28 protein-coding genes are annotated in these 20,287 nt (G+C 25.8%); 27 read left to right on the top strand and 1 reads right to left on the bottom strand.

Going from position 1 to position 20,287, the window contains the following annotated elements; translation table 11 throughout:
* Window positions 1-5: 5 nt before the first annotated feature.
* The 26 genes from E0D94_RS12490 to ric all read left to right on the top strand — a co-directional run bounded on the left by E0D94_RS12490 (window position 6) and on the right by ric (window position 18,805).
* Window positions 6-665 carry a Type 1 glutamine amidotransferase-like domain-containing protein gene (locus E0D94_RS12490; RefSeq protein WP_130807896.1) on the top strand — a complete coding sequence of 220 codons (660 nt, stop codon included), beginning with the start codon at window positions 6-8 and terminating at the stop codon, window positions 663-665.
* A 31-nt stretch (window positions 666-696) separates the two neighbouring features.
* On the top strand, window positions 697-1,566 hold the full coding sequence (locus E0D94_RS12485; protein WP_165442966.1) for a metallophosphoesterase family protein: 870 nt from the start codon (window positions 697-699) through the stop codon (window positions 1,564-1,566).
* A gap of 21 nt (window positions 1,567-1,587) precedes the next feature.
* Complete coding sequence (locus E0D94_RS12480) at window positions 1,588-2,085, top strand: GNAT family N-acetyltransferase (protein ID WP_130807894.1); 498 nt, start codon at window positions 1,588-1,590, stop codon at window positions 2,083-2,085.
* Window positions 2,086-2,105: 20 nt separating this feature from the next.
* Entirely contained in the window at window positions 2,106-2,930 is an 825-nt protein-coding gene (locus E0D94_RS12475) for a class I SAM-dependent methyltransferase (RefSeq protein WP_130807893.1), read from the top strand.
* 98 nt (window positions 2,931-3,028) lie between these two features.
* Window positions 3,029-3,562, top strand: coding sequence for a GNAT family N-acetyltransferase (locus E0D94_RS12470; RefSeq protein ID WP_130807892.1), 534 nt, complete (start codon window positions 3,029-3,031; stop codon window positions 3,560-3,562).
* 212 nt (window positions 3,563-3,774) lie between these two features.
* On the top strand, window positions 3,775-4,419 hold the full coding sequence (locus E0D94_RS12465; protein WP_130807891.1) for a CatB-related O-acetyltransferase: 645 nt from the start codon (window positions 3,775-3,777) through the stop codon (window positions 4,417-4,419).
* Window positions 4,420-4,480: 61 nt separating this feature from the next.
* Window positions 4,481-4,951 (top strand): NUDIX hydrolase, encoded by a 471-nt coding sequence (locus E0D94_RS12460; RefSeq protein ID WP_130807890.1) that lies wholly within the window; start codon window positions 4,481-4,483, stop codon window positions 4,949-4,951.
* Window positions 4,952-5,361: 410 nt separating this feature from the next.
* On the top strand, window positions 5,362-6,222 hold the full coding sequence (locus E0D94_RS12455) for an AraC family transcriptional regulator (protein WP_130807889.1): 861 nt from the start codon (window positions 5,362-5,364) through the stop codon (window positions 6,220-6,222).
* A gap of 286 nt (window positions 6,223-6,508) precedes the next feature.
* Complete coding sequence (locus E0D94_RS12450; RefSeq protein WP_130807888.1) at window positions 6,509-7,060, top strand: 2-phosphoglycerate kinase; 552 nt, start codon at window positions 6,509-6,511, stop codon at window positions 7,058-7,060.
* Window positions 7,061-7,114: 54 nt separating this feature from the next.
* The gene (locus E0D94_RS12445; RefSeq protein ID WP_130807887.1) at window positions 7,115-7,660 is read left to right on the top strand and encodes a GNAT family N-acetyltransferase; all 546 of its coding nucleotides are present in this window, start codon (window positions 7,115-7,117) and stop codon (window positions 7,658-7,660) included.
* A gap of 54 nt (window positions 7,661-7,714) precedes the next feature.
* A complete protein-coding gene (locus E0D94_RS12440; RefSeq protein ID WP_130807886.1) occupies window positions 7,715-8,488 on the top strand; it encodes a class I SAM-dependent methyltransferase in 774 nt (257 codons plus the stop codon).
* A 22-nt stretch (window positions 8,489-8,510) separates the two neighbouring features.
* Window positions 8,511-9,554 carry a S66 family peptidase gene (locus tag E0D94_RS12435; protein WP_207289770.1) on the top strand — a complete coding sequence of 348 codons (1,044 nt, stop codon included), beginning with the start codon at window positions 8,511-8,513 and terminating at the stop codon, window positions 9,552-9,554.
* A gap of 23 nt (window positions 9,555-9,577) precedes the next feature.
* The gene (locus tag E0D94_RS12430; protein ID WP_201750392.1) at window positions 9,578-10,051 is read left to right on the top strand and encodes a GNAT family N-acetyltransferase; all 474 of its coding nucleotides are present in this window, start codon (window positions 9,578-9,580) and stop codon (window positions 10,049-10,051) included.
* Between the two features lie 54 nt (window positions 10,052-10,105).
* Complete coding sequence (locus E0D94_RS12425; RefSeq protein ID WP_130807884.1) at window positions 10,106-10,465, top strand: DUF6483 family protein; 360 nt, start codon at window positions 10,106-10,108, stop codon at window positions 10,463-10,465.
* A gap of 19 nt (window positions 10,466-10,484) precedes the next feature.
* The gene (locus E0D94_RS12420; protein WP_130807883.1) at window positions 10,485-10,775 is read left to right on the top strand and encodes a hypothetical protein; all 291 of its coding nucleotides are present in this window, start codon (window positions 10,485-10,487) and stop codon (window positions 10,773-10,775) included.
* Window positions 10,772-11,329, top strand: coding sequence for a GrpB family protein (locus tag E0D94_RS12415; RefSeq protein ID WP_130807882.1), 558 nt, complete (start codon window positions 10,772-10,774; stop codon window positions 11,327-11,329). The genes E0D94_RS12420 and E0D94_RS12415 overlap by 4 nt, the downstream gene beginning before the upstream one ends.
* Window positions 11,330-11,542: 213 nt before the next feature.
* The gene (locus E0D94_RS12410; protein ID WP_130807881.1) at window positions 11,543-12,283 is read left to right on the top strand and encodes a hypothetical protein; all 741 of its coding nucleotides are present in this window, start codon (window positions 11,543-11,545) and stop codon (window positions 12,281-12,283) included.
* A 176-nt stretch (window positions 12,284-12,459) separates the two neighbouring features.
* The gene (locus E0D94_RS15145) at window positions 12,460-12,588 is read left to right on the top strand and encodes a hypothetical protein (RefSeq protein ID WP_278044706.1); all 129 of its coding nucleotides are present in this window, start codon (window positions 12,460-12,462) and stop codon (window positions 12,586-12,588) included.
* 1 nt (window position 12,589) lies between these two features.
* A complete protein-coding gene (locus E0D94_RS12405; protein WP_130807880.1) occupies window positions 12,590-13,213 on the top strand; it encodes a hypothetical protein in 624 nt (207 codons plus the stop codon).
* Window positions 13,214-13,414, top strand: a complete 201-nt coding sequence (locus E0D94_RS12400) for a GNAT family N-acetyltransferase (protein ID WP_130807879.1) — start codon at window positions 13,214-13,216, stop codon at window positions 13,412-13,414.
* 74 nt (window positions 13,415-13,488) lie between these two features.
* Window positions 13,489-13,962, top strand: coding sequence for an ASCH domain-containing protein (locus E0D94_RS12395; RefSeq protein ID WP_130807878.1), 474 nt, complete (start codon window positions 13,489-13,491; stop codon window positions 13,960-13,962).
* 167 nt (window positions 13,963-14,129) lie between these two features.
* Window positions 14,130-14,633 (top strand): RNA polymerase sigma factor, encoded by a 504-nt coding sequence (locus E0D94_RS12390; RefSeq protein WP_341274576.1) that lies wholly within the window; start codon window positions 14,130-14,132, stop codon window positions 14,631-14,633.
* Entirely contained in the window at window positions 14,626-15,924 is a 1,299-nt protein-coding gene (locus E0D94_RS12385; protein WP_130807876.1) for a DUF4179 domain-containing protein, read from the top strand. Before E0D94_RS12390 ends, E0D94_RS12385 begins: the two co-directional genes overlap by 8 nt.
* Before the next feature lie 175 nt (window positions 15,925-16,099).
* The gene (locus tag E0D94_RS12380; RefSeq protein WP_423213404.1) at window positions 16,100-17,326 is read left to right on the top strand and encodes an FprA family A-type flavoprotein; all 1,227 of its coding nucleotides are present in this window, start codon (window positions 16,100-16,102) and stop codon (window positions 17,324-17,326) included.
* 14 nt (window positions 17,327-17,340) lie between these two features.
* Window positions 17,341-18,090, top strand: a complete 750-nt coding sequence (locus tag E0D94_RS12375; protein WP_423213403.1) for a DUF438 domain-containing protein — start codon at window positions 17,341-17,343, stop codon at window positions 18,088-18,090.
* 13 nt (window positions 18,091-18,103) lie between these two features.
* Window positions 18,104-18,805: an iron-sulfur cluster repair di-iron protein gene (ric, locus tag E0D94_RS12370; RefSeq protein ID WP_130807874.1), complete on the top strand. Its 702-nt coding sequence runs from the start codon at window positions 18,104-18,106 to the stop codon at window positions 18,803-18,805.
* Window positions 18,806-18,946: 141 nt separating this feature from the next.
* Here the strand turns inward: ric and E0D94_RS12365 are convergent, their stop codons facing one another.
* Complete coding sequence (locus tag E0D94_RS12365; RefSeq protein ID WP_130807873.1) at window positions 18,947-19,171, bottom strand: hypothetical protein; 225 nt, start codon at window positions 19,169-19,171, stop codon at window positions 18,947-18,949.
* Window positions 19,172-19,351: 180 nt separating this feature from the next.
* Here E0D94_RS12365 and E0D94_RS12360 point away from each other — a divergent pair, with 180 nt between their 5' ends.
* Window positions 19,352-20,215: a DUF1002 domain-containing protein gene (locus tag E0D94_RS12360; protein WP_130807872.1), complete on the top strand. Its 864-nt coding sequence runs from the start codon at window positions 19,352-19,354 to the stop codon at window positions 20,213-20,215.
* Window positions 20,216-20,287: the final 72 nt, after the last annotated feature.

Genomic DNA, 20,287 nt, shown 5'->3' with positions numbered 1-20,287 from the left:
AAATAATGATTAATATATTGACTAGTTCTTATGATTTTGGTGAAGGAGAATTACGAGAAAAACTATTAGATTATATTAACGATAGTATGAAAGTAGTGGTTATACCATTTTCACACTCACAACAAAAAATGCCTACAGTTTCAGAGTATGATCGCTATTGTAATAAAGGTGGAGAGTACTATGAATTAATTGCAGAACAATTTAGCAAGTTGGGAGTTTCTGATAGTAATATTGATATAGTTCATTATTATAACGATGATTTAAATGTAATGAAAAGAAAGATTTCTAGTTCTGATGTCATTTTTTTGACAGGAGGATTACCTGATAAAGCAATGGAACGTCTAAGAGAAAAGGGGCTTGTTGATATCATCAAATCTTTTAAAGGTATAGTAATGGGTGCAAGTGCCGGAGCATTGATTCAGTTGCCTGAATATTTCTGCACTCCTGATAAAGATTACACTGAATTTAGTTTTTATAAAGGACTTGGCTTGACAAGCTCAGATTTTTATATTGAAGTACATTATGAAGGAAGTCCATTAAAAAATGAATTTCCAATCTTGAAAGAAAAAAATAAAATAATATATGCTATATCTGATGAATCTGGATTGATATATAATGGTGATAATATAGAAGTTATTGGCAATGTAATAAAAATTGATGATTAATTATTATAGGAATACTAAAGAAGGTGAAAAAATGAAAATATCAGTGCTATCAGATATTCATGGAAATTTGACTGCACTAGAAGTGGTGATTGAATACTCAATGAATCAAGGAATTGAGTATTTTATTATAGCAGGTGATCATATTAGTGATTGTCCTCATCCTAATGAAGTTCTTAATAGGATATCTAAATTAAAGGGATGGATTATACGTGGTAATAGAGAAGAGTACATATTTAGAACTATTGATGATACAACTGTTGATTGGAATAAATATAGACAATTAGACTCTATGGTTTGGACTAGAGATGAATTAGAATCTCATAACATTGAGTTTATAAGAAAACTATCTGATCAAGAAACAATACAAATTCAAGATTTTGACTCTATTAGAGTAGTTCATGGTTCTACAGAAGATATTTACGAACATCTTTATCCCCACAAAGAGGATAGACTTGTAGAAATTCTAAATAATATAGATGAAAAAGTATTAATCTGTGGTCATACTCATCAACAATGGAGTAAATTTATAAATGGCAAACTTGTTTTAAATCCTGGATCAGTTGGAGGACATTTTAATAAGGAGACTTCAGCAGAATTCTCAATCCTATCATGGTCAAATGATGAATGGACTGTTGAACATCATAAAGTGAAATATGATATAGATAGATTAGAAAAAGATTTTCAAATTAAAGATTTATATCATAAGGGTGGGATTTGGTCACGAATTGTAGTTCAGAGTTTAAGGGAAGGAGTAAATAGAAATATTGAATTTATAGAAATGGCTAACAGAAACGCAAAGAAATTAGGATACTCAAGATATAAATACATTCCTAATGATGTTTGGAGAATAACAGAACAGCAATGGAATAATAAGAGGGACAAGTTAATAGAAGATTCTTAAGTAAATGAAAGAGTGATTAAAATGGCAATAGAGAATTTTGTACAACCTAATATTATAAATATAGATGAAAAGTTAAGATTAAGGAAATCATGTGAGAATGAGTGGCAATATGCCTTGCCTTGGTATGAGGATTCTGAAGTATTATATTATTCAGAAGGTATAACGGAAAAAACTTACGATTTAGAAATAATAAATAGAATGTATACTTACTTAAGTGATAATGGAGAGTTGTATTTTATAGAAATATCACATGAGAAATCATGGATACCCATTGGTGATGTAACATTATCAGATAAAATGATGCCAATAGTTATTGGTAATAAAAAATACTGGGGAAAGAGAATTGCAAAAAAAGTATTAACTGTCCTTATTGAAAGAGCAAAAGATATTGGGTTATCATGTATCAAATTAAAAGGTATATATAAATATAATGAACGTTCAAAAAGACTGTTTACATCTGTAGGATTCTATAAAATATCAGAAGATGAAAAAGAGGAGTATTATGAGTTAAAACTTTAAAATCATAAGGAGCGTACTGTATGGATAATGAAATAAGAGAGTTTTATAACGAGTATGGGATTCGAGAATGGAATAGATTAGAAGAAGATATATATAGCAGAATTAATTTTATACTTCATATGGATTTTATAAAAGAACATTTACATGAAGGTATGAAAATACTTGATGCAGGTTGTGGAGCGGGTAGATATAGTATTGAATTTGCAAATATGGGTTGTAAAGTAACATTGTTTGATATATCTGATGAACAACTTAGAATTGCTCAGAAAAAGATAAATGAACAAAATGTGAATCACAATATTGAAGGAATTTTTCAAGGAGATATTAAGGATTTATCCTCTTTTGAAAATGAAAGTTTTGATATGATAATTTGCTACGGTGCTCCACTTTCATATATTATAGATGATAGAGAGTGTGTTATTTCTGAATTTTATAGAGTATTAAAACACAAAGGGGTACTTGCATTAAGTGTTAATAATAAATGGGGAATTTTAAAAATGTTATTGGGAAATCAAAATTTAGACTTTTTTAGCAATCCGGAGTACTGGTTATTAAATAAAGTTATGGAGACTGGCGATTTACTTAAACATGAAAAGATTACTCATCCACCTAGACATTTTTTTGAAGGAGAAGAGTTACAAAAATTATTAACAGATGGAGATTTTAAAAATATTACATTGGGAGGAAGTCCATGTTTTAGTTGTGGCAATGCACAATCAATTGAAGAAATATGTAAAGATAAAAAAGCATTAGAAACTATAATTGATATTGAACTTAAAACCTATACTAAAAGAACAATGGTTGATAATGGAGAATTTCTACTTGCTAAAGGAATTAAAGAATAATCTGTACTATTTTTGTGATTTTAGATATGTTTACTTTTAAAACAAAACAGATTAAATAGCCTTTAATAATTTTATAAGTATATGGGGGTAAAAATTAAATGGAGAATATTATTTATAGAAAATTATCAATAGAAGATTGCAAGTGCATAAATGAAATGGATCCATCTCAATATATTGGAAAAGCATGGAGGAAAGTAAATGGTAAGCAGCAATTAGTTGAAATTAATTACCATGATCTAGACTGGCCAAATGGATATGAATATCATTACAATAATTTGAAAGATACTATTGAAAATGGTGGGAGTGCAATTGGTGCTTTTGATAGTAATAATAAGTTATTAGGATTTTCAACTATCAATCGTGAAATTTTTGGACAAGAATATAGTTATGTTTTATTAGATCAACTTTTTATAACTTTGGAATGTAGAAGTAAAGGTATAGGAAAAAAATTATTCATGCTTTCAGCAGATGTAGCAAGAGGATGGAAAGTAGATAAAATTTATATATGTGCAGGGTCAGCTGAAGAAACAATTGCTTTTTATTTTGCAATAGGATGTAAAGAGGCAATGGAAATAAATAAAGAATTTTATGAAAGTGACCCTAGAGACTATCAATTAGAATTTTCTCTATAATAAGCATAATATAATTACTTATTAAAAACATAGTATAGGTTATTTACTGAATTTGAAAATTTAATTAAAGTATTAAAAAGTGAATTAGTAAAATATATTGAATAGTCTAATGAAAGTGGAGAATGGGCAGAATGGATATTTTATAAAACTTAGTTTATAGATAGTAAAAAAATTTAGATGAAACAGGAAAAAAACATGAAAGGTAGATTTAAGTGGAAAATAAATTTGAAAACTGGTTAAGTAGTAAATATTTAAAGGGAAATATAAAGAATCCAAACATTAAAATTGGAGATTTTACATATTATTCTGGATATTATCATAAAGAAGAATTTGAAGATATTTGTGTAAGATATTTATTGGGAGATGGAAGCACTAAAAATTATAAGAAAATTTATGGGGAAGATTTTTTATTTGATAAATTAGAAATAGGGAAATTTTGTTCAATAGGTTCAGGTGTAAGTTTTCTACTTGCAGGTAATCAAGGACATAATAATAAATGGATTTCTGTATATCCTTTTGATTCTGAAATATTTCCAAATGCTAAAGATGGATTTAGACGTAAAGGAGATACAGTTATAGGGAATGATGTATGGATTGGTACAGAAGCAGTTATTATGCCAGGAGTAAAAATAGGTGATGGAGCAATAATTGCAGCAAGAGCTGTAGTAAGTAAGGATGTAGAACCTTATACTATAGTTGGTGGTAATCCTGGTAAAGTTATTAAAAAGAGATTTTCTGCTTCAGATATAGAAAAACTATTAGAGATTAAATGGTGGAATTGGGAAATAGAACAAATCAATGAAGCATTGCCTTATATTTGTAGTGATGATATAGATCGGTTATATACTTTTATATAATAATTTAGTTAGAATTATAAAAATAATCATATATTTATAAGAAAGATGGTGAAAGTTTATAATGGATTGTACTTTTAAAACAGAACAGGGTAAGTTTAATTATCGTGTTGGAGCAATTATTATTAATGAAAATAAAGTACTGATGGTTAAAAGTAATAGGGAGCCTTATTATTATTCTGTTGGTGGACGTGTAAATTTACATGAAAGTATGGAACAAGCAGTAATAAGAGAAGTCCATGAAGAGACTGGAATATTATTTGAAATAGATAGAATGGGATATATTCATGAAAATTTCTTTACCTTAGACTCTACTGGGGAACATTTTCATGAAATATCCATTTATTATTATATGAAGCCAATAGATAATTATCTTTTAATTAATGAAAGTTTAACAGAAGATGGTATTAAAGAAAAATTGGAATGGATTCCACTTAAAGATATAAAAAATTATGAAGTATATCCAGAGTTTTTTAAAGATGAAAATTTAATATCTAATCATAAGGTTTTACATGTTGTAGATAGAGAATATTAGTATAGTTTTATTTGAAACTATATTAATATTCTATTTAAAAATGAATTTAATAAGGTATGTAGAATAATTATAGTTAGAGATAATAGAATATTTATATTAGAAATGAAAAGGAGAATTATTATTAAGAATGGAGAGAAAGAACAAGGGAAAATATAACTTACTTTGTCTTCAATTATTTCACTTATTGTTGGAGTGTTTAATATAAGCTCTAGAAGATATTTTAACGGTATTTTTATGTTAATAGTATGTATATTGACTTCTATTGAACTATTCAGAAGGTATAAAAAATAGTATATTTACATTCTTTATTATAAAAATTCTTATCCTACAGTTTATAAAGACAGATAAAAGCAAGGGAAGATAGGAAATAATAGCTACACTTTAGTACAATTTATATAGGAGGTGAGAAAATGGATTTTCTTCAAAACTTACAAAAGGCAATAGATTATATGGAAGATAATATATTAGAATCAATTACTTATGAAGATGTTGCAAAACACATTTATATGTCAAGTTATCATTTTCATAGAACATTTAGTTTAGTTACTGGCATTACATCTAATGAGTATATTAGAAATAGAAGATTGTCTATGGCTGGTCAAGAACTTTCCCTATCTAACTCAAAAGTAATTGATATTGCTTTAAAATATAGGTATAGTTCACCTGAAAGCTTTACAAAGGCATTTACAAGATTTCATGGCATTACACCAAGTATGGCAAAACGTGTAGGTACGAAGTTAAAATCATTTAATCGCCTTGTAATTAAAATTAAATTGGAAGGTGGTACTATTATGGATTACAGAATTGAGAAGCGAGAAGAATTTAAGTTATTAGCTAAGGTCAGAAAATTTAGAAATGAATCAATTTCAGAGGAGGGAAATACTGAAATACCAGATTTTTGGCAAGAATGTGGTGCCAATGGGACATTTGATACTTTAAAACAAAATACTACTAATAATGATATTTACGGTGTTTGTGCACCAATATCAAAGGAAAGTAAATATTTTGATTATGGTATCGGAATGGAGTTCAATGGTGAAAGTATACCTGATGGATATGCTATATGGGATGTAAAACCTACATTATGGGCTGTATTTAAATGTATTGGTGAAACTGCAGATTGTATAGGTTCAACATGGGAGAGAATTTTTTCCGAATTTCTTCCTAGCTCAGAGTATACTATGATTGATGATACTGATTTTGAATTATATTCAGAAGATTTTAAATCAAATTGCTTTTGTGAAATATGGATTCCTGTTGAGAAAAAATAAATTTATAAATACAGTTTTTAGAGATACGAATAAGTTTTAATATTAGTTTTAATGAGATAATGAATATCTCTGAAAAATCTAACAAAGTATGAGAAATAGAAAAAAGTTTTAGAATAAAAGGGTTATTAAGGATAAATGTAGAATAAATATGATATATCATATTTATTCTACATAATTTGTTTTCAAGGAATTTATATTGAAAAAAATATTATTTTAATATCACTTATTAAAATTTTAAATTCAGTTAGATTTAAATTTTATAATAAGCAATTAAAGGATGGTAATAATGATTATATTAATTGGAGGTAACAGTTGTACTGGTAAGACAAATCTTTCTCAAATATTAATGGAAAAATATAATATACCCTATTATTCAATTGATCATATGAAAATGGGATTGTATAGAAGTGGGATAGATTTTGGCTTTAAACCTACAGATAGTGATGAATTAATAGCAGAGAAATTATGGTCTATAATTAAAGGAATTATAATGACATGTGTTGAAAATAATCAAAATATAATTATTGAAGGTTGTTATTTAATGCCAAGTCTTATTAATGACTTTGAAGATTGTTATAAGGATAATATAATAAATGTGTTTTTAGGGTTTTCTAGAGAGTATATTATTCAAAATTTTGAATCAGGAATAATTTCACATAGAAATATAATTGAAACTAGAATTTATAAAGAAAATAGGTCTGTTGATGATTTTATTAATGAACATGATAAATTTAGAGCAAAATGTTATAAAAATGGAGTTAATTATTTTGAAATAAATAATAATTATAATAAAGAAATTAATAGAGTAATTGATTTCATAGATAGTAAAATAAATTAATTTAACAGATTCTTTTAAAATAGGACAGCCTATAATATTAAGAAGGGAGATATTATGAAAAAATTAGAGAGTGAAAGGTTAATTTTAAGAGAATGGGTAGAATCTGATAGTAAGGATATGTATGAATATGCAAAGAGTAATTTAGTTGGACCTAATGCAGGATGGAAACCACATAAAGATGAAGATGAAAGTAAAAAAATAATAAAAATATTTATAGAAAATAATGATGTCTATGCCATAGAATTAAAGTCACAAAGTAAGGTGATTGGTGGAATAGGATTACATAAAAGAACTCCAGATAATAAATTAAAAGAATTAAAACAAAGAGAAATAGGTTATGTTTTAAATCCAGAATACTGGGGAAATGGATATATTCCAGAGGCAGTAAATCGTTTAATTAAATATGGGTTTGAAGAAATGAATTTAGATTTGATATGGTGTGGACATTATGATTTCAATGAAAGGTCTAGAAGAGTTAATGAAAAATGTGGTTTTAGATATAAATTTAATCGTAATGAAAACATAAAATTATTAGATAATAAAAAAGTAAATGTGTTATATTATAACTTAACTAAAAATGATTATGAAAGATTAAAATAGAGAATTTAAGAAGAGATGAATTATTAGGTAATAAAAAACAAAGGGGATTTAAATATGGATATTTTAAAACATAATAGTATGGCTTGGGATAATGAAGTTAAATTAGGGAATAAATGGACTATACCTGTAACTAAAGCTCAAATACAAGATGCAAAAAAAGGAAAATATGAATTGTTGCTAACTCCTACAAAGCCTGTTCCTAAAGAATGGATTGGTGATATAAAAGGTAAAAATGTATTATGTCTTGCGTCTGGTGGAGGACAACAAGGTCCTATATATTCAGCATTAGGAGCTAATGTTACAGTTTTTGATAATAGTAAAGAACAGTTAAAAAAAGATGAAATGGTATCAGAAAGAGATAATTTATCTATAAAATTAGAACAAGGAGATATGAGAGATTTATCGAGATTCGAAGATGAAAGCTTTGATTTTATTTTCCATCCTGTTTCTAACTGTTTTATCTCAAATATTGAATTAGTATGGAAAGAATGTTATAGAATATTAAAAAAAGGTGGAGTATTAATATCTGGATTTGTAAATCCTATTTCATTTATATTTGATTTATATGAATGGGAAAAAAATAATAAATTAATTGTATCAAATAGTATACCATATTCAGATATAGATGATCTTCCTAAGGAACAATTAGAAGAAAGAATAAAAAATAATGATACATTAGACTTTGGACATTCTTTACAAAGCCAAATTGGTGCACAGATTGATGCAGGATTTTTAATTGGTGGTTTCTATGAAGATAGTTCTGGTCATGGAGATTTATTAGATGAATATATAGATACATTTATTGCAACTAAAGCATTGAAATTATAAATAGTACTAGGGAGAGATAATTATGATTAAACCTTTGAAACTAAAAAGAGGAGATAAAGTAGCAATTGTAAGTTTATCATGGGGGGGAGCAGGAGATAAAGAATTTAGATATAGATATGAAATAGGAAAAAGAAGGTTAGAAGAGGTATTTGGACTTAAAGTTGTAGAAATGAAAAATAGTTTAAAAGGTAGTAAATATTTAAATGAAAATCCAGAGGCAAGAGCTAAAGATATGATGGATGCATTTCGAGATAAAGAAATTAAAGCAATATTTTCTAATATAGGTGGAGATGATACGATTAGACTTTTACCATATATAGACTTTGAGGTTATAAGAAATAATCCTAAAATATTCATGGGATATTCTGATACAACTATAAATCATTTTATGTGTTATAAAGCAGGATTAACTAGTTATTATGGACCATGTATCTTAGCAGAATTTGCTGAAAGTGTAGAAATGCATGATTATACTATAAATTGGATTAAAAAAGTATTATTTAGTGATGAAGTGATAGGTGAAATAAAAGGAAGTGAATATTGGACTTCTGAGTGGTTGACATGGGATAGACAAGAAAATAGTAAAATAAAAAGAAAGTTAGAAACTGAAAAAATAGGTTATGAAATTCTTCAAGGAAAAGGCAAAGTAAAAGGTAAATTAATTGGTGGTTGTATAGAGGTACTTGACTGGTTAAGAGGAACAGAATTATGGCCTGATTTAAAAGAATGGGAAAATAAAATTTTATTTTTAGAAACTAGTGAAGATAAACCTACACCAAATTATATAAAATGGTATCTTAGAACATATAATGCTCTAGGTATTCTTGATAAAATAAATGGTTTAATTATAGGTAAGCCTCAAGATGAAAAATATTATGAAGAATATAAAGAGGAATATTTAAAAGTTATAAGGGATGAATCAAAAAGATATGATTTACCAATTATGTATAATATGAATTTTGGACATACCTCTCCAATGTGTATATTACCTTATGGAGTTGAAGCAGAAATAGATTGTGATAATAAAACATTTAAAATTAATGAATCAGGAGTATCTGATGATTAGTTAAATATAAGAGGTGTTCATATATGAATAAAATTAATAATGATATTGTAATTTGTAAATTAAGAAAAGATGATAAAATTCCAATTGAATTATTACTTTTAGCAGATCCTTCTAAAGATGCAATAAATGAATATATTAATAGAGGAACTTGCTATATTGCATTGATGCATGACGAAATTATTGGAGCGTACATTTTGTTAAAGACTAGACCATATACAATGGAACTTATAAATATAGCAGTAAAGGAAGAAAAACAAGGACTAGGTATAGGCAAAATTATGGTTTTAGATGCAATAGAAAAAACAAAAAAACTAGGACAAAAAACTTTAGAAGTTGGAACAGGTAATTCTAGTTTAGAACAATTAGCATTATATCAAAAGTGTGGGTTTCGTATAATTGGAATTGATAGAGATTTCTTTATTAAACATTATCCTGATGAGATTATAGAAAATGGGATAAGATGTATAGATATGATAAGATTAAGCAGAGAGATATAAATTAAATTTTATAACTTAAGTAAGTAATGATTTTCACAATTAGGAGTGGTATTAATGTTTGAGCAAGACTATGTAATGAGAATTATAAGAAATATAATAAGGTTTTTAGCTAAAGTCCTTTTAAATAAAGATACTGTTACTTATGAAATAACAAATAATGAGCATTATACTCACACTGATTATATACATAATCAATTATTATTGCTTATAGGAAAAGGACAAATAAATGAAGCTGAAAATTTATTATTTGAGAATTTAGATGTTAGAAATAAGGATCATATATTGTTAGCTTTAGATTTTTATGATAGACTTAACAATCTAAGTGATGAATTCCTTGAGGAAAATGATTTTTCTAGAGAAGAGATTGAACTAGGGCTTAAGGAAATAGCACAAGGATTTGGTATATCAATATAATTTTGAAGGAGAGAATATTATGAAGAAAAAATTACCTTTATTATTTATTGTATCATTAGGAGTACCTTTAATATTATCCGGGTGTATTCCAGGAGATGGTACATATACCCAATCGGATCCTGCTGGATTCTTTTGGGGTGTTTGGCATGGATGGATTGCACCAATATCACTTATAGCAGGGATATTTAAAGAAAACATAAGGGTATATGAAACTATGAATACAGGATGGTTTTATGACTTTGGATTTTATATAGCAATTATAAGTGGCTTTGGAGGAATATCGTTATTTAGGAAAGATAGTAAGAAATGAGAAAAATAATAGTTGAACCATATAATCCTAAGTGGAAAGAAGAATTTAATAAAGCAAAATGCTTTTATGAAAATTTACTAGAAAATATAAATATGAAAGTTGAACATGTAGGAAGCACATCAGTTGAAGGACTTTGGGCAAAACCTATTTTAGATATTGATATTATTATTGAAAATAAAGAAGATTCTAAGAAATCAATAGAATTACTAGAAAGTGTTGGATATAAGCATATAGGGAATTTAGGTATAGAAGGAAGACAAATGTTAAAATATGATCCAAATAATCCTAAAATAACTTGGATGGAACATCATTTATATGTTTGTATGAAGGATAGTGAAAACCTTATAAATCATTTATTATTAAGAAATCATTTAAGAAATAATAAGCAATCTGTTGAGTTATATAGTAAATTAAAGAGAAAATTAGCAGATAAATATACTAATGATATTGATTCATATATTGAAGGAAAAACTGAATTAATAACTTCAATATTGAAATCAGAAGGTATGGAATCAGAAGAACTAGATAGGATTACAAATATAAATAGTAAATAAATTATGTAATAATTTTTAAAACTCCATATATAAAATCACTCAATATAAAAATTATTATCTAACCGAATCATAGATGATAGTTTAATCTTAAGATTGTTAATAACCAAATTAAGGTTTAAATCAATAGTTGTAAGGGGATATATAAATTGAGATAAATTTATATAATGTAAAACTAACAACATATAAGTAAGGTTGAATATATGGAGGGATTTTATGGAATATGATAAAGATATAGTTGAACAAGGAAATGAAAAGGAAAGAAAAAAATTATGGAATCCAAGAGGTTTTTTAGTTTTGGGTCCTATATTTTCTTTTTTACCAGTTGCAATTCTCTATTCATTAAATTGTGGAAAATTAGGGTATCGTAAAAAGAAAAGAAATTCTTTAGCTATTACATTTATAAGTGTATTTATTATTATAGCCTTAGAGTATTTAATTGATGGAGGAATAGATAGGATTATATTTACAGCTTTAAATATTGGAGTAGCAATATATGCTTATCACGACCAATCTAATTTATTTAAAGAACATATTGACAATGGAGGTCGAAAAGCATCATATCTAATTCCAGTTATAATTAGTTTAATTGTATCAGCAATATTAATATTTCTATTGATAACTACAATACATATACCTGATAATAAGATTACTTATAATGAAAGTGAATTGTATTATACAGAACGCGTTACTGAAGAGCAAGCAGAAGAACTAGGGAATTATTTAAGTCAACAAGGATTATTTGATGGTGGTTCACCTGTATTTTTAAAGATTGATAAAAGCGAGGACATTTATAAGCTTTCTTTTGTTGTTGATGAAGATTATCTAGATGATACTGAATTACAAGAGTCAGCAAAGTATTTGAGCAATGAAATATCAGTTAATGTATTCGATAACAATAAAGTTAACTTTATTTTATCTGATGAAAAATTTAAACCTTTAAAAACCATTGAATGATAAAAATGAATAGATTATAATTTTAGATTGAATTTTTTCAAATTCAATCTTTTTTTCTTATATATATAAAGGTTTTATAAAACAAATGTAGAATTTAAAAGTAATATGAAATAATATTAAAATTAGAAGAGTTAATAGGATTAAAAATACAAATAGAAATAAAAAGGAGTTTTGCCATGTTAGGCTTACCAAAAGGAGTAGTAAAGCTTGAAACTTATAATCCTCAATGGGTGTTAGAATATGAAAAAGAAAGGGATATTCTAAAAAAATCTAAGAAATACTTTTTAGAATATGGTGAAAATTAATATGGAAAGAATAAATATTATAACAGATAATTTGAAAAATAAAATATTAAAATTCTTATATAATGATGAAATATACAATACAATATTAATTGATTTGATTCAAAATAATATAAAAAATATAGGTGAATTATATATTAATAAAACTCAAGAAAGAATAATTGATATTTTGCATATAAAAAATGATGGAAATTCATATTTAACTAATTTTTCATATACAAATAAAATTGGATTAAAAAATATTGCATTTAAAATTAGTGAATTAAATTATAAAAGAATTTTATTATCAGGAAAAATGGCAGATATTAAAGATATAATTAGTATTTTAGGCTATAAAAGAAATATAACTCCTAATATTTTTTATAAGTTAAATCAAGACAAATATAAAAATATTCATAAAAAATATAAAACTAAAATTAGACTTGCAAATTTTAGTGATGAAGATTTAGAAGTAATAAAGAAATTTACAGTATCTTTTTTAGAAGCAGAAACAGAACAAGAAATAAAATCTGTTACTAATAATGAAAAAATATTAGAAAAGGTAAAAATGGGAGTTTATATTTTATATTATGAAAATAAACCTATAGGAATGGCAAGGTTTATAGGAAAAACACGAAAATTTGCATAGATTACAAGTGTTTATATTGATAAAGATTATAGAAGCAAAGGATTAGGAAAGGAATTAATTGGACATATGATAGATATTGCAATTAGCCAATATAAAAATCCAATTTTAGTAACTTCAGTTTTAAATAAATCTGCAATGAAAACATATGAATCTATGGGATTTGAAAGACAAATAGAGTATGCATATGAATTTTTAAATTAAAATAGCATAATTACTATAATATATAGAAAGTATTAAGAAATATATATAAAAATAAATATTGGAGGATTGAAAATATGGAAAATGAACATGCATCAGTAATTAAAATGTGGGAAGATTACTTATTTTCTATAGGGGAAGATATAGAAGATACTAATAAATCTTATACATCATGGTATTTTTGTAGCGATAAAGAAAGTGCTGATAATTTGGCAAAGTTAGTACTACAAGGGACTAAAAGAGGAACTGCATCACTTTATGATATTTATGATATAGATGATGAAGAATTACCTAAAGTTTATGATTATAGTATAATTACTAATTGGGATGGAGCTGCTCAGTGTATTATAAGAATTAAAAAAATAATTATTCTTCCTTTTAAAGATGTAAATGAAGAAATGGCAGAAATAGAAGGGGAAGGGGATAAGTCTTTAGAATATTGGAGAAGAGTTCATATAGACTTCTTTGAAAAAGAATTAGAAGAATATAATATGAAATTTTCAAAAGACATGCCAGTAGTATTTGAAGAGTTTGAAGTAGTATATAAATAGCATTAATACATAGAGAAGATGACGTGGAAGATAAACAAATTAGGTATATATCTTAAATTTAAGATATATACCTAATTTGTTCTATTTATAAATTAAATTGAACTTTTTAATATAGATGATACTCTTATATATGAAAGCGAGGTGAAATAATGCAGACAAAAATTCTAGTGAAAAAAGCAAAGGCTGGAGATAAAAACGCATTAGTTCAATTAGTTATGTACCAAAAAGATGAATATTATAAATTAGCATATGTTTATCTTAAAAATAAAGAAGATGCATTAGATGCTATGGAAGATATGATTATAATTTTATATGAAAATATTGATAAGTTAAAAAAACATGAATCTTTTTATAGTTGGAGTAAGACTATATTAGTTAATAGGTGTAAAAGGCTTCTTAAGGAAAGAAAAAGAACAATTCCATTAAATTCTATAAATGAATTATATTACGAGGGAGATATTGAAAAAAGGGATAATAAAATTATATTAGAAAAATACATATCACAATTAGGAGAAAAGTACCAAGATGTAATTAGATTACGATATTTTTTAGATTTAGAATATAAGGTCATATCACAAATATTGAATATACCTTTAGGAACGGTAAAATCTCGAATTTCTAATGCTATAAAGAAATTGAAAGATAAAATTGGAGGTGAAGATATTGAATAATATAGAGAAGATGTTAAAAAACAAGAAAAAAGAATTAGATAAAATTAATGCTCCAGATAATTTAGAATATAGACTTACAAAAGCATTAGAAGATAAGCAAATTCCAAAAAGAAACAAAAGTAAATTAATCAGAATTATAGCTGCAAGTTTAGTGTTTTTATTAATTGGGTATAACTTTGATGCTTTAGCCTTTTATGGTAAAAAAATATTAGGATATGACAATGTAATGAATGGCGCCATAAAAGATCTAAATGAACAAGGTAAAGGTCAAATTATTAATAAAGGTTATATTTTTGAGAATGATGTCTCTGTAACATTAGATGCTATTATGATAGATGACAGTCAATTATTAGCATTTTATACCATAAAAGATCCCAGTGGAAATGCACAAGATATGATACCCCAATTAAGCTTAAAAGGATTAATAAATGAGTATTCTCCTGAAGGAGGACAAGGAAAATCTAATGAGGAAGGAACAATGATTAAGTATATACAAAGTTTTGAGACACCTTATTTTTTTGAAAGAACATTAGATTTTAAAATTCATTTATTTAATGAAAATATAAATGAAGAAGGAGAAATTTCATTTAAAATAGATAGAGATAAAGCTATGGGAAATACTCTAAAATCTTCTATTAATAAAACCATTAAAATAGACAGAGAGGACATACATTTTGATTCTGTTTTGGCTTCTCCTACACGAACAGTTATTAAAGGTTCAATACAAAATATTTTTGAACTTGCTAAAGACACTATAAGTAATGAAAGATTAAGACCGGATAGAATAGAAATAAAATTATATGCAAATGATGAAGAACTCCAATCGCAAGGGGGAGGGAGTAGTACAGATCTTAAGGGTATTACATTTCATAAAGAATACGATTCATTACCAAAAGATTTAAAGTCTCTAAAATTGGAATTAGTTAGTTTTTCTGGGGATCATGATGTAAATGAGATTATAGATATAAATAAGGAAATTAAAAATAAAGATTTTAAAATATATAATCAAAATGTATTGATAAATAATATTGAAGAAAAAAAAGGAAAAACTTTAATTACTATTACAACTGAGGAAGATGTAGTTATTTCAGAATTATATCTATTAATAGAGGATAAAAAGATAGAATTAAATAGAATAACTGATGGAAAATATAAGAAGTTAAAAGATGGAAAAATTCTTTATACTAGAACTTTAGAATTTGAAGATGTTGGAGAAAACTATAAGTTAGATATAAGAAGAATGACGTATTCCAAAGAATATAATAAAGTTATTGATATACCTATAGATTAGAGTTTTTATTATGCTAGATATCAAAAATTGATATCTAGCATTTTTTATGCATATAATTAGTTTTTAAATTAATTCCGATTAATTTTATCGGGATTTTGATATTTATCACAGATTTATATTTTATTTGCCATTATAATGTAATTAAAGATACAGAGAAAAAACTCTAGGAGGTATTATAATGAACGATAAATTAATAGCTAAAGATTCATATTGGGTAGGATATGTAGATGACAGAAAGGTACCTTTCCATAGATTAACATTAGAAAAAGGAACAACTTATAATAGTTATTTTTTAGATACTGAAAAACCAACAATTATAGATACAGTAGATATAAGTTTTGGAAGAAATTTTGTTGAAGAGTTAAAAGATTATATAGAATTAGAAAAAATACAGTATATAGTTATAAATCATGTTGAGCCAGATCATTCTGGAGGATTACCAGCATTAATTAATAAAGCTAAACAAGCTACAATAGTTACAACAGAGCTAGGAGCAGAAGAGCTTAAGGAAATGTATAAACTTCATGATAAAAAATTTATGATTATAAAAGATGGAGATATTTTGGATATAGGAGGCAAAACACTTCAGTTTTTTGAAACACCTTTCCTTCATACAGAAGAAACAATGATAACTTATTCAGTGGAAGATAAAGTATTATATCCTTGTGATATATTTAGCACTCATGTAGCTACTGATAAATTATTTAATGACTTAGCTCCATATGATATTACAGAAGATTTTAAAGTTTATTATAGTTTGATTATGCATCCTCACAGACCATATGTTCAAGATATGATAGAAAAAATTAGAAGACTTGATATAGATATAATAGCTCCATCCCATGGATATATTTTAAGAGATAATCCTAAGAAATATATTGATTTATATGATGAAATGAGCAAGCCAAATAAAGATAAAAATGCTCTTATACTTTTTTCTACAATGACAGGAAATACAAAAAGAATATCAAAACATATAGCTGAAGAGCTAGAATTACAAGGAATAAAAACAGAAATGATTAATATAAAAGAAAATGTAGATATGGATGATGTAAAAGAAAAAATTAAGAATTCTGATGCTATTTTCTTTGGAAGTTCCACAAGATATGCTGATATGGTGGGTGGAATAGAAAAAGTATTAAAAATATTAAAATATATGAATTTAGAAGAAAAATTAGGAATAGCATTTGGATCTTATGGATGGAGTGGAGAAGCAGTAGAAGTTATAAAAGATTATTTACAAGATACAAATATAAAATTAGTAGATAGTTCATATGTAATTAAAACAACGGGTATGGATAATATCAAGTTTCCAATAAGAGTAAAATTTAATCCAGATAAGGAAAATATAGAAGAAGTGAAAGCTTCTACACGAGTAATAAAAGATATATTAGTAAGTTAAGGAGAGTGATTATAGTGAATAAAATAGATAAATTATCAAATATATTAGAAAAGCTTAACAAAGGAAATATAACTCCTGAATTAAGAAATGAAGCATTAGAATTAGTTAAAAATATTAATCCTTTAGAATTATCAATGGCTGAGCAAAAATTGATTGACAAAGGAATGAAACCAGAAGATTTAAGACATTTATGTGATATTCATATGGAAGTGTTAAAAGGTGAGTTAGAAAAACTTAAGTTAAAAATAGATGAAGGCCATGTATTAGAAACATTGATAAGTGAACATGATAGAATATTAGAATTTTTAACAGAGTTAGATAGTTTAAATTTAAAAATACAAGAAATGACTAATTATAGTAAAGATAGAGAAGAATTTAAAAAGTTAAGACAGTTATCACTTAATATATTAGATGCTGAAAAGCATCATCAAAGAGAAGAAGAAGTATTATTTTTAGAAATGGAAGGTAGAGAGATTACAGGACCAACTAGAATTATGAGAATGGAACATGATAATTTGAGAGAAAGAAAAAATTTATTAAAAGAAATTTCTCATAATGTAGAGAATATGAACTTTGAACGATTTAAAATCAAGTTAGATGAAGTATCTAAATATATAGTTTTTAATCTAAGGGATCATATATTTAAAGAAAATTATATATTGTATCCTACAGCTTTAGAATCAATAGAAAAAATAGATACTTGGGATGAAATGAAGAATAGATGTGATGAAATAGGATATTGTAGTTTTACACCTAATAAATAAGGAGGTAATATCAATGGAAAGAACAATAAATAAAGAGCAAAGAATAGGTGATATAGCAACAATTTTTCCAGGGGCTACAAATATATTTATGGATTATGAAATAGATTTTTGTTGTGGCGGAGACAGATCACTTAGTATTGCTATAGAAGAAAAAGATTTAAATGAAAAAGAATTACTAGATAGATTGAATAGTGAATATGAAAAGATGAAAGATGAAGTAGAAAATAGTTACAATTTCAAAGAAAAAACTATGGGTGAACAAATAGATTATATTGTAAACAAACATCATACATTTATGAAAGAAGAAATGCCTATTACACAGGAATTACTTTCAAAAATATTAAAAGTGCATTATGTATCACATGGAACTGAATTATCAAAATTACACAAATTATTTAATAGCTTAAAAGCTGAAATAGAAGAGCATTTAATAAAAGAAGAAGAATTATTATTCCCTATGATCAAACAATATGAAAAAGATCCTACAGAAGAAAATAGAATAAAAGCTTTAAAAGTATTAGAAGAAACAGAATCAGAACATGAGGCAGCAGGAGATATATTAAAAGAAATGAGAAAAATAACAGATGGATTTAAAGTTCCAGAAGATGGATGTAACACATATATAATAACTTTTGAAAAAATAGAAGCTATAGAAAAAGATTTATTTGAGCATATTCATTTGGAAAATAATATATTATTTGAAAGACTTAAATAAATACTAAATGCTAGTTCTAATTTAGAACTAGCATTTATATTACATAAAAATCAAATATCCAAGTAAATTAAATCCGAATAAAAATACTAGCATAAATACTGTAGTAAGTGAATTGTTAGTTACATTACCTTTTGTTTTTTGCTAGGAGGTAATTAAAAAATCATTGGGATGACCCATGGGACTTGCAGTATTGTATGTACCTCCTTTTTGAAATGTATTAAATAATCCAAATAGAATCATAGCTAACCAAACTATAGACCATATCAAAAAGAATGTTTCTAAATCATCCCTACCACCATTTAGATAAAATATAAATTCAATTAATGATAAGCTAGTTAATCCTATAAGAGAACCATATTTTTTCATATACAATACCTCCTTTACAAAATTATACCATATATAAATAGTATTTATCACAAATTATCAGAAAGTAATGAAAATTTAATTCTGTAATATTAATAACATATTTCATTATAACTACAAATATAGATTAAAATATTATCAATATGGTATAATACATTTAAACAAGTTAAAAGGAGTGTTTTTATGATTAAGAAAATAATGTCTATACTTTTAATATCTATATTTGCTATATCATCTTTTGGTTTTGCTGATGCAGTAGTTGGTGACAATGTAGTAAGTATTGGAGAAGATTTAACCGATAAGCAAAAAGAAGAAATGAAAGAATACTTTGGAGTAGGTGAAGATGTAAGAGTTATTGAAGTGACAAATGAAGAAGAGAGAAAATATTTTTTAGAACATATTGATGAAAGTATAATAGGTACTAAAGCATTGTCTTCTGTTTATGTTGAAAAACTTGAAGATGGTGCAGGGATTGAAGTAGATAGTAATAATATTACATGGGTAACTGATGAAATGTATAAAAATGCTTTAGTAACAGTAGGAATAAAAGATGCTAAAGTAATGGTAAATAGTCCTATGAAAGTTACAGGTACAGCAGCCCTTACTGGGATAATAAAGGCATTTGAAGATTTATCAGGTGAAAAAATATCTGAAGAAGAAAAAGAAATAGCATCAGAAGAATTAGCAAAAACTTCAGAATTAGGTAAAGATGAGAACATAGGAAAAGAAAAGGCAACAGAATTAATAAACGAAATTAAAATTTATATTATAAATAATAATATTACAAATGTAAATGAAATAAAGGAAGTAGTAGAAGATAAAGCAAATGAATTAAATATAAATTTAACTCAGGAACAAATTGATGATATATCAAAATTAATGGATAAGATATCTGGACTTGATTTAGATTTAAATGAAATAAAAAATCAAATTAAAGGTTTAGGAGATAAGATTGATAAAGCATTAGATGAAAATCCAGAAGCAAGATCATTTATTGGAAAGATAATAGATGCTATAAAAGAATTTTTTAATAGTATATTTAATTAATATTTACCCTTAAGAATATTTATTCTTAAGGGTATTTTATATCTTTTTTCTCATTTACCTTTTATATGATAT

Origin of the sequence: Senegalia massiliensis (assembly GCF_900626135.1) — a bacterium.
GTDB lineage: Bacteria > Bacillota > Clostridia > Tissierellales > SIT17 > Anaeromonas > Anaeromonas massiliensis.
Note: the sequence above shows the minus strand (reverse complement) of the source record. Positions and strands in the feature narration are given on the sequence as shown.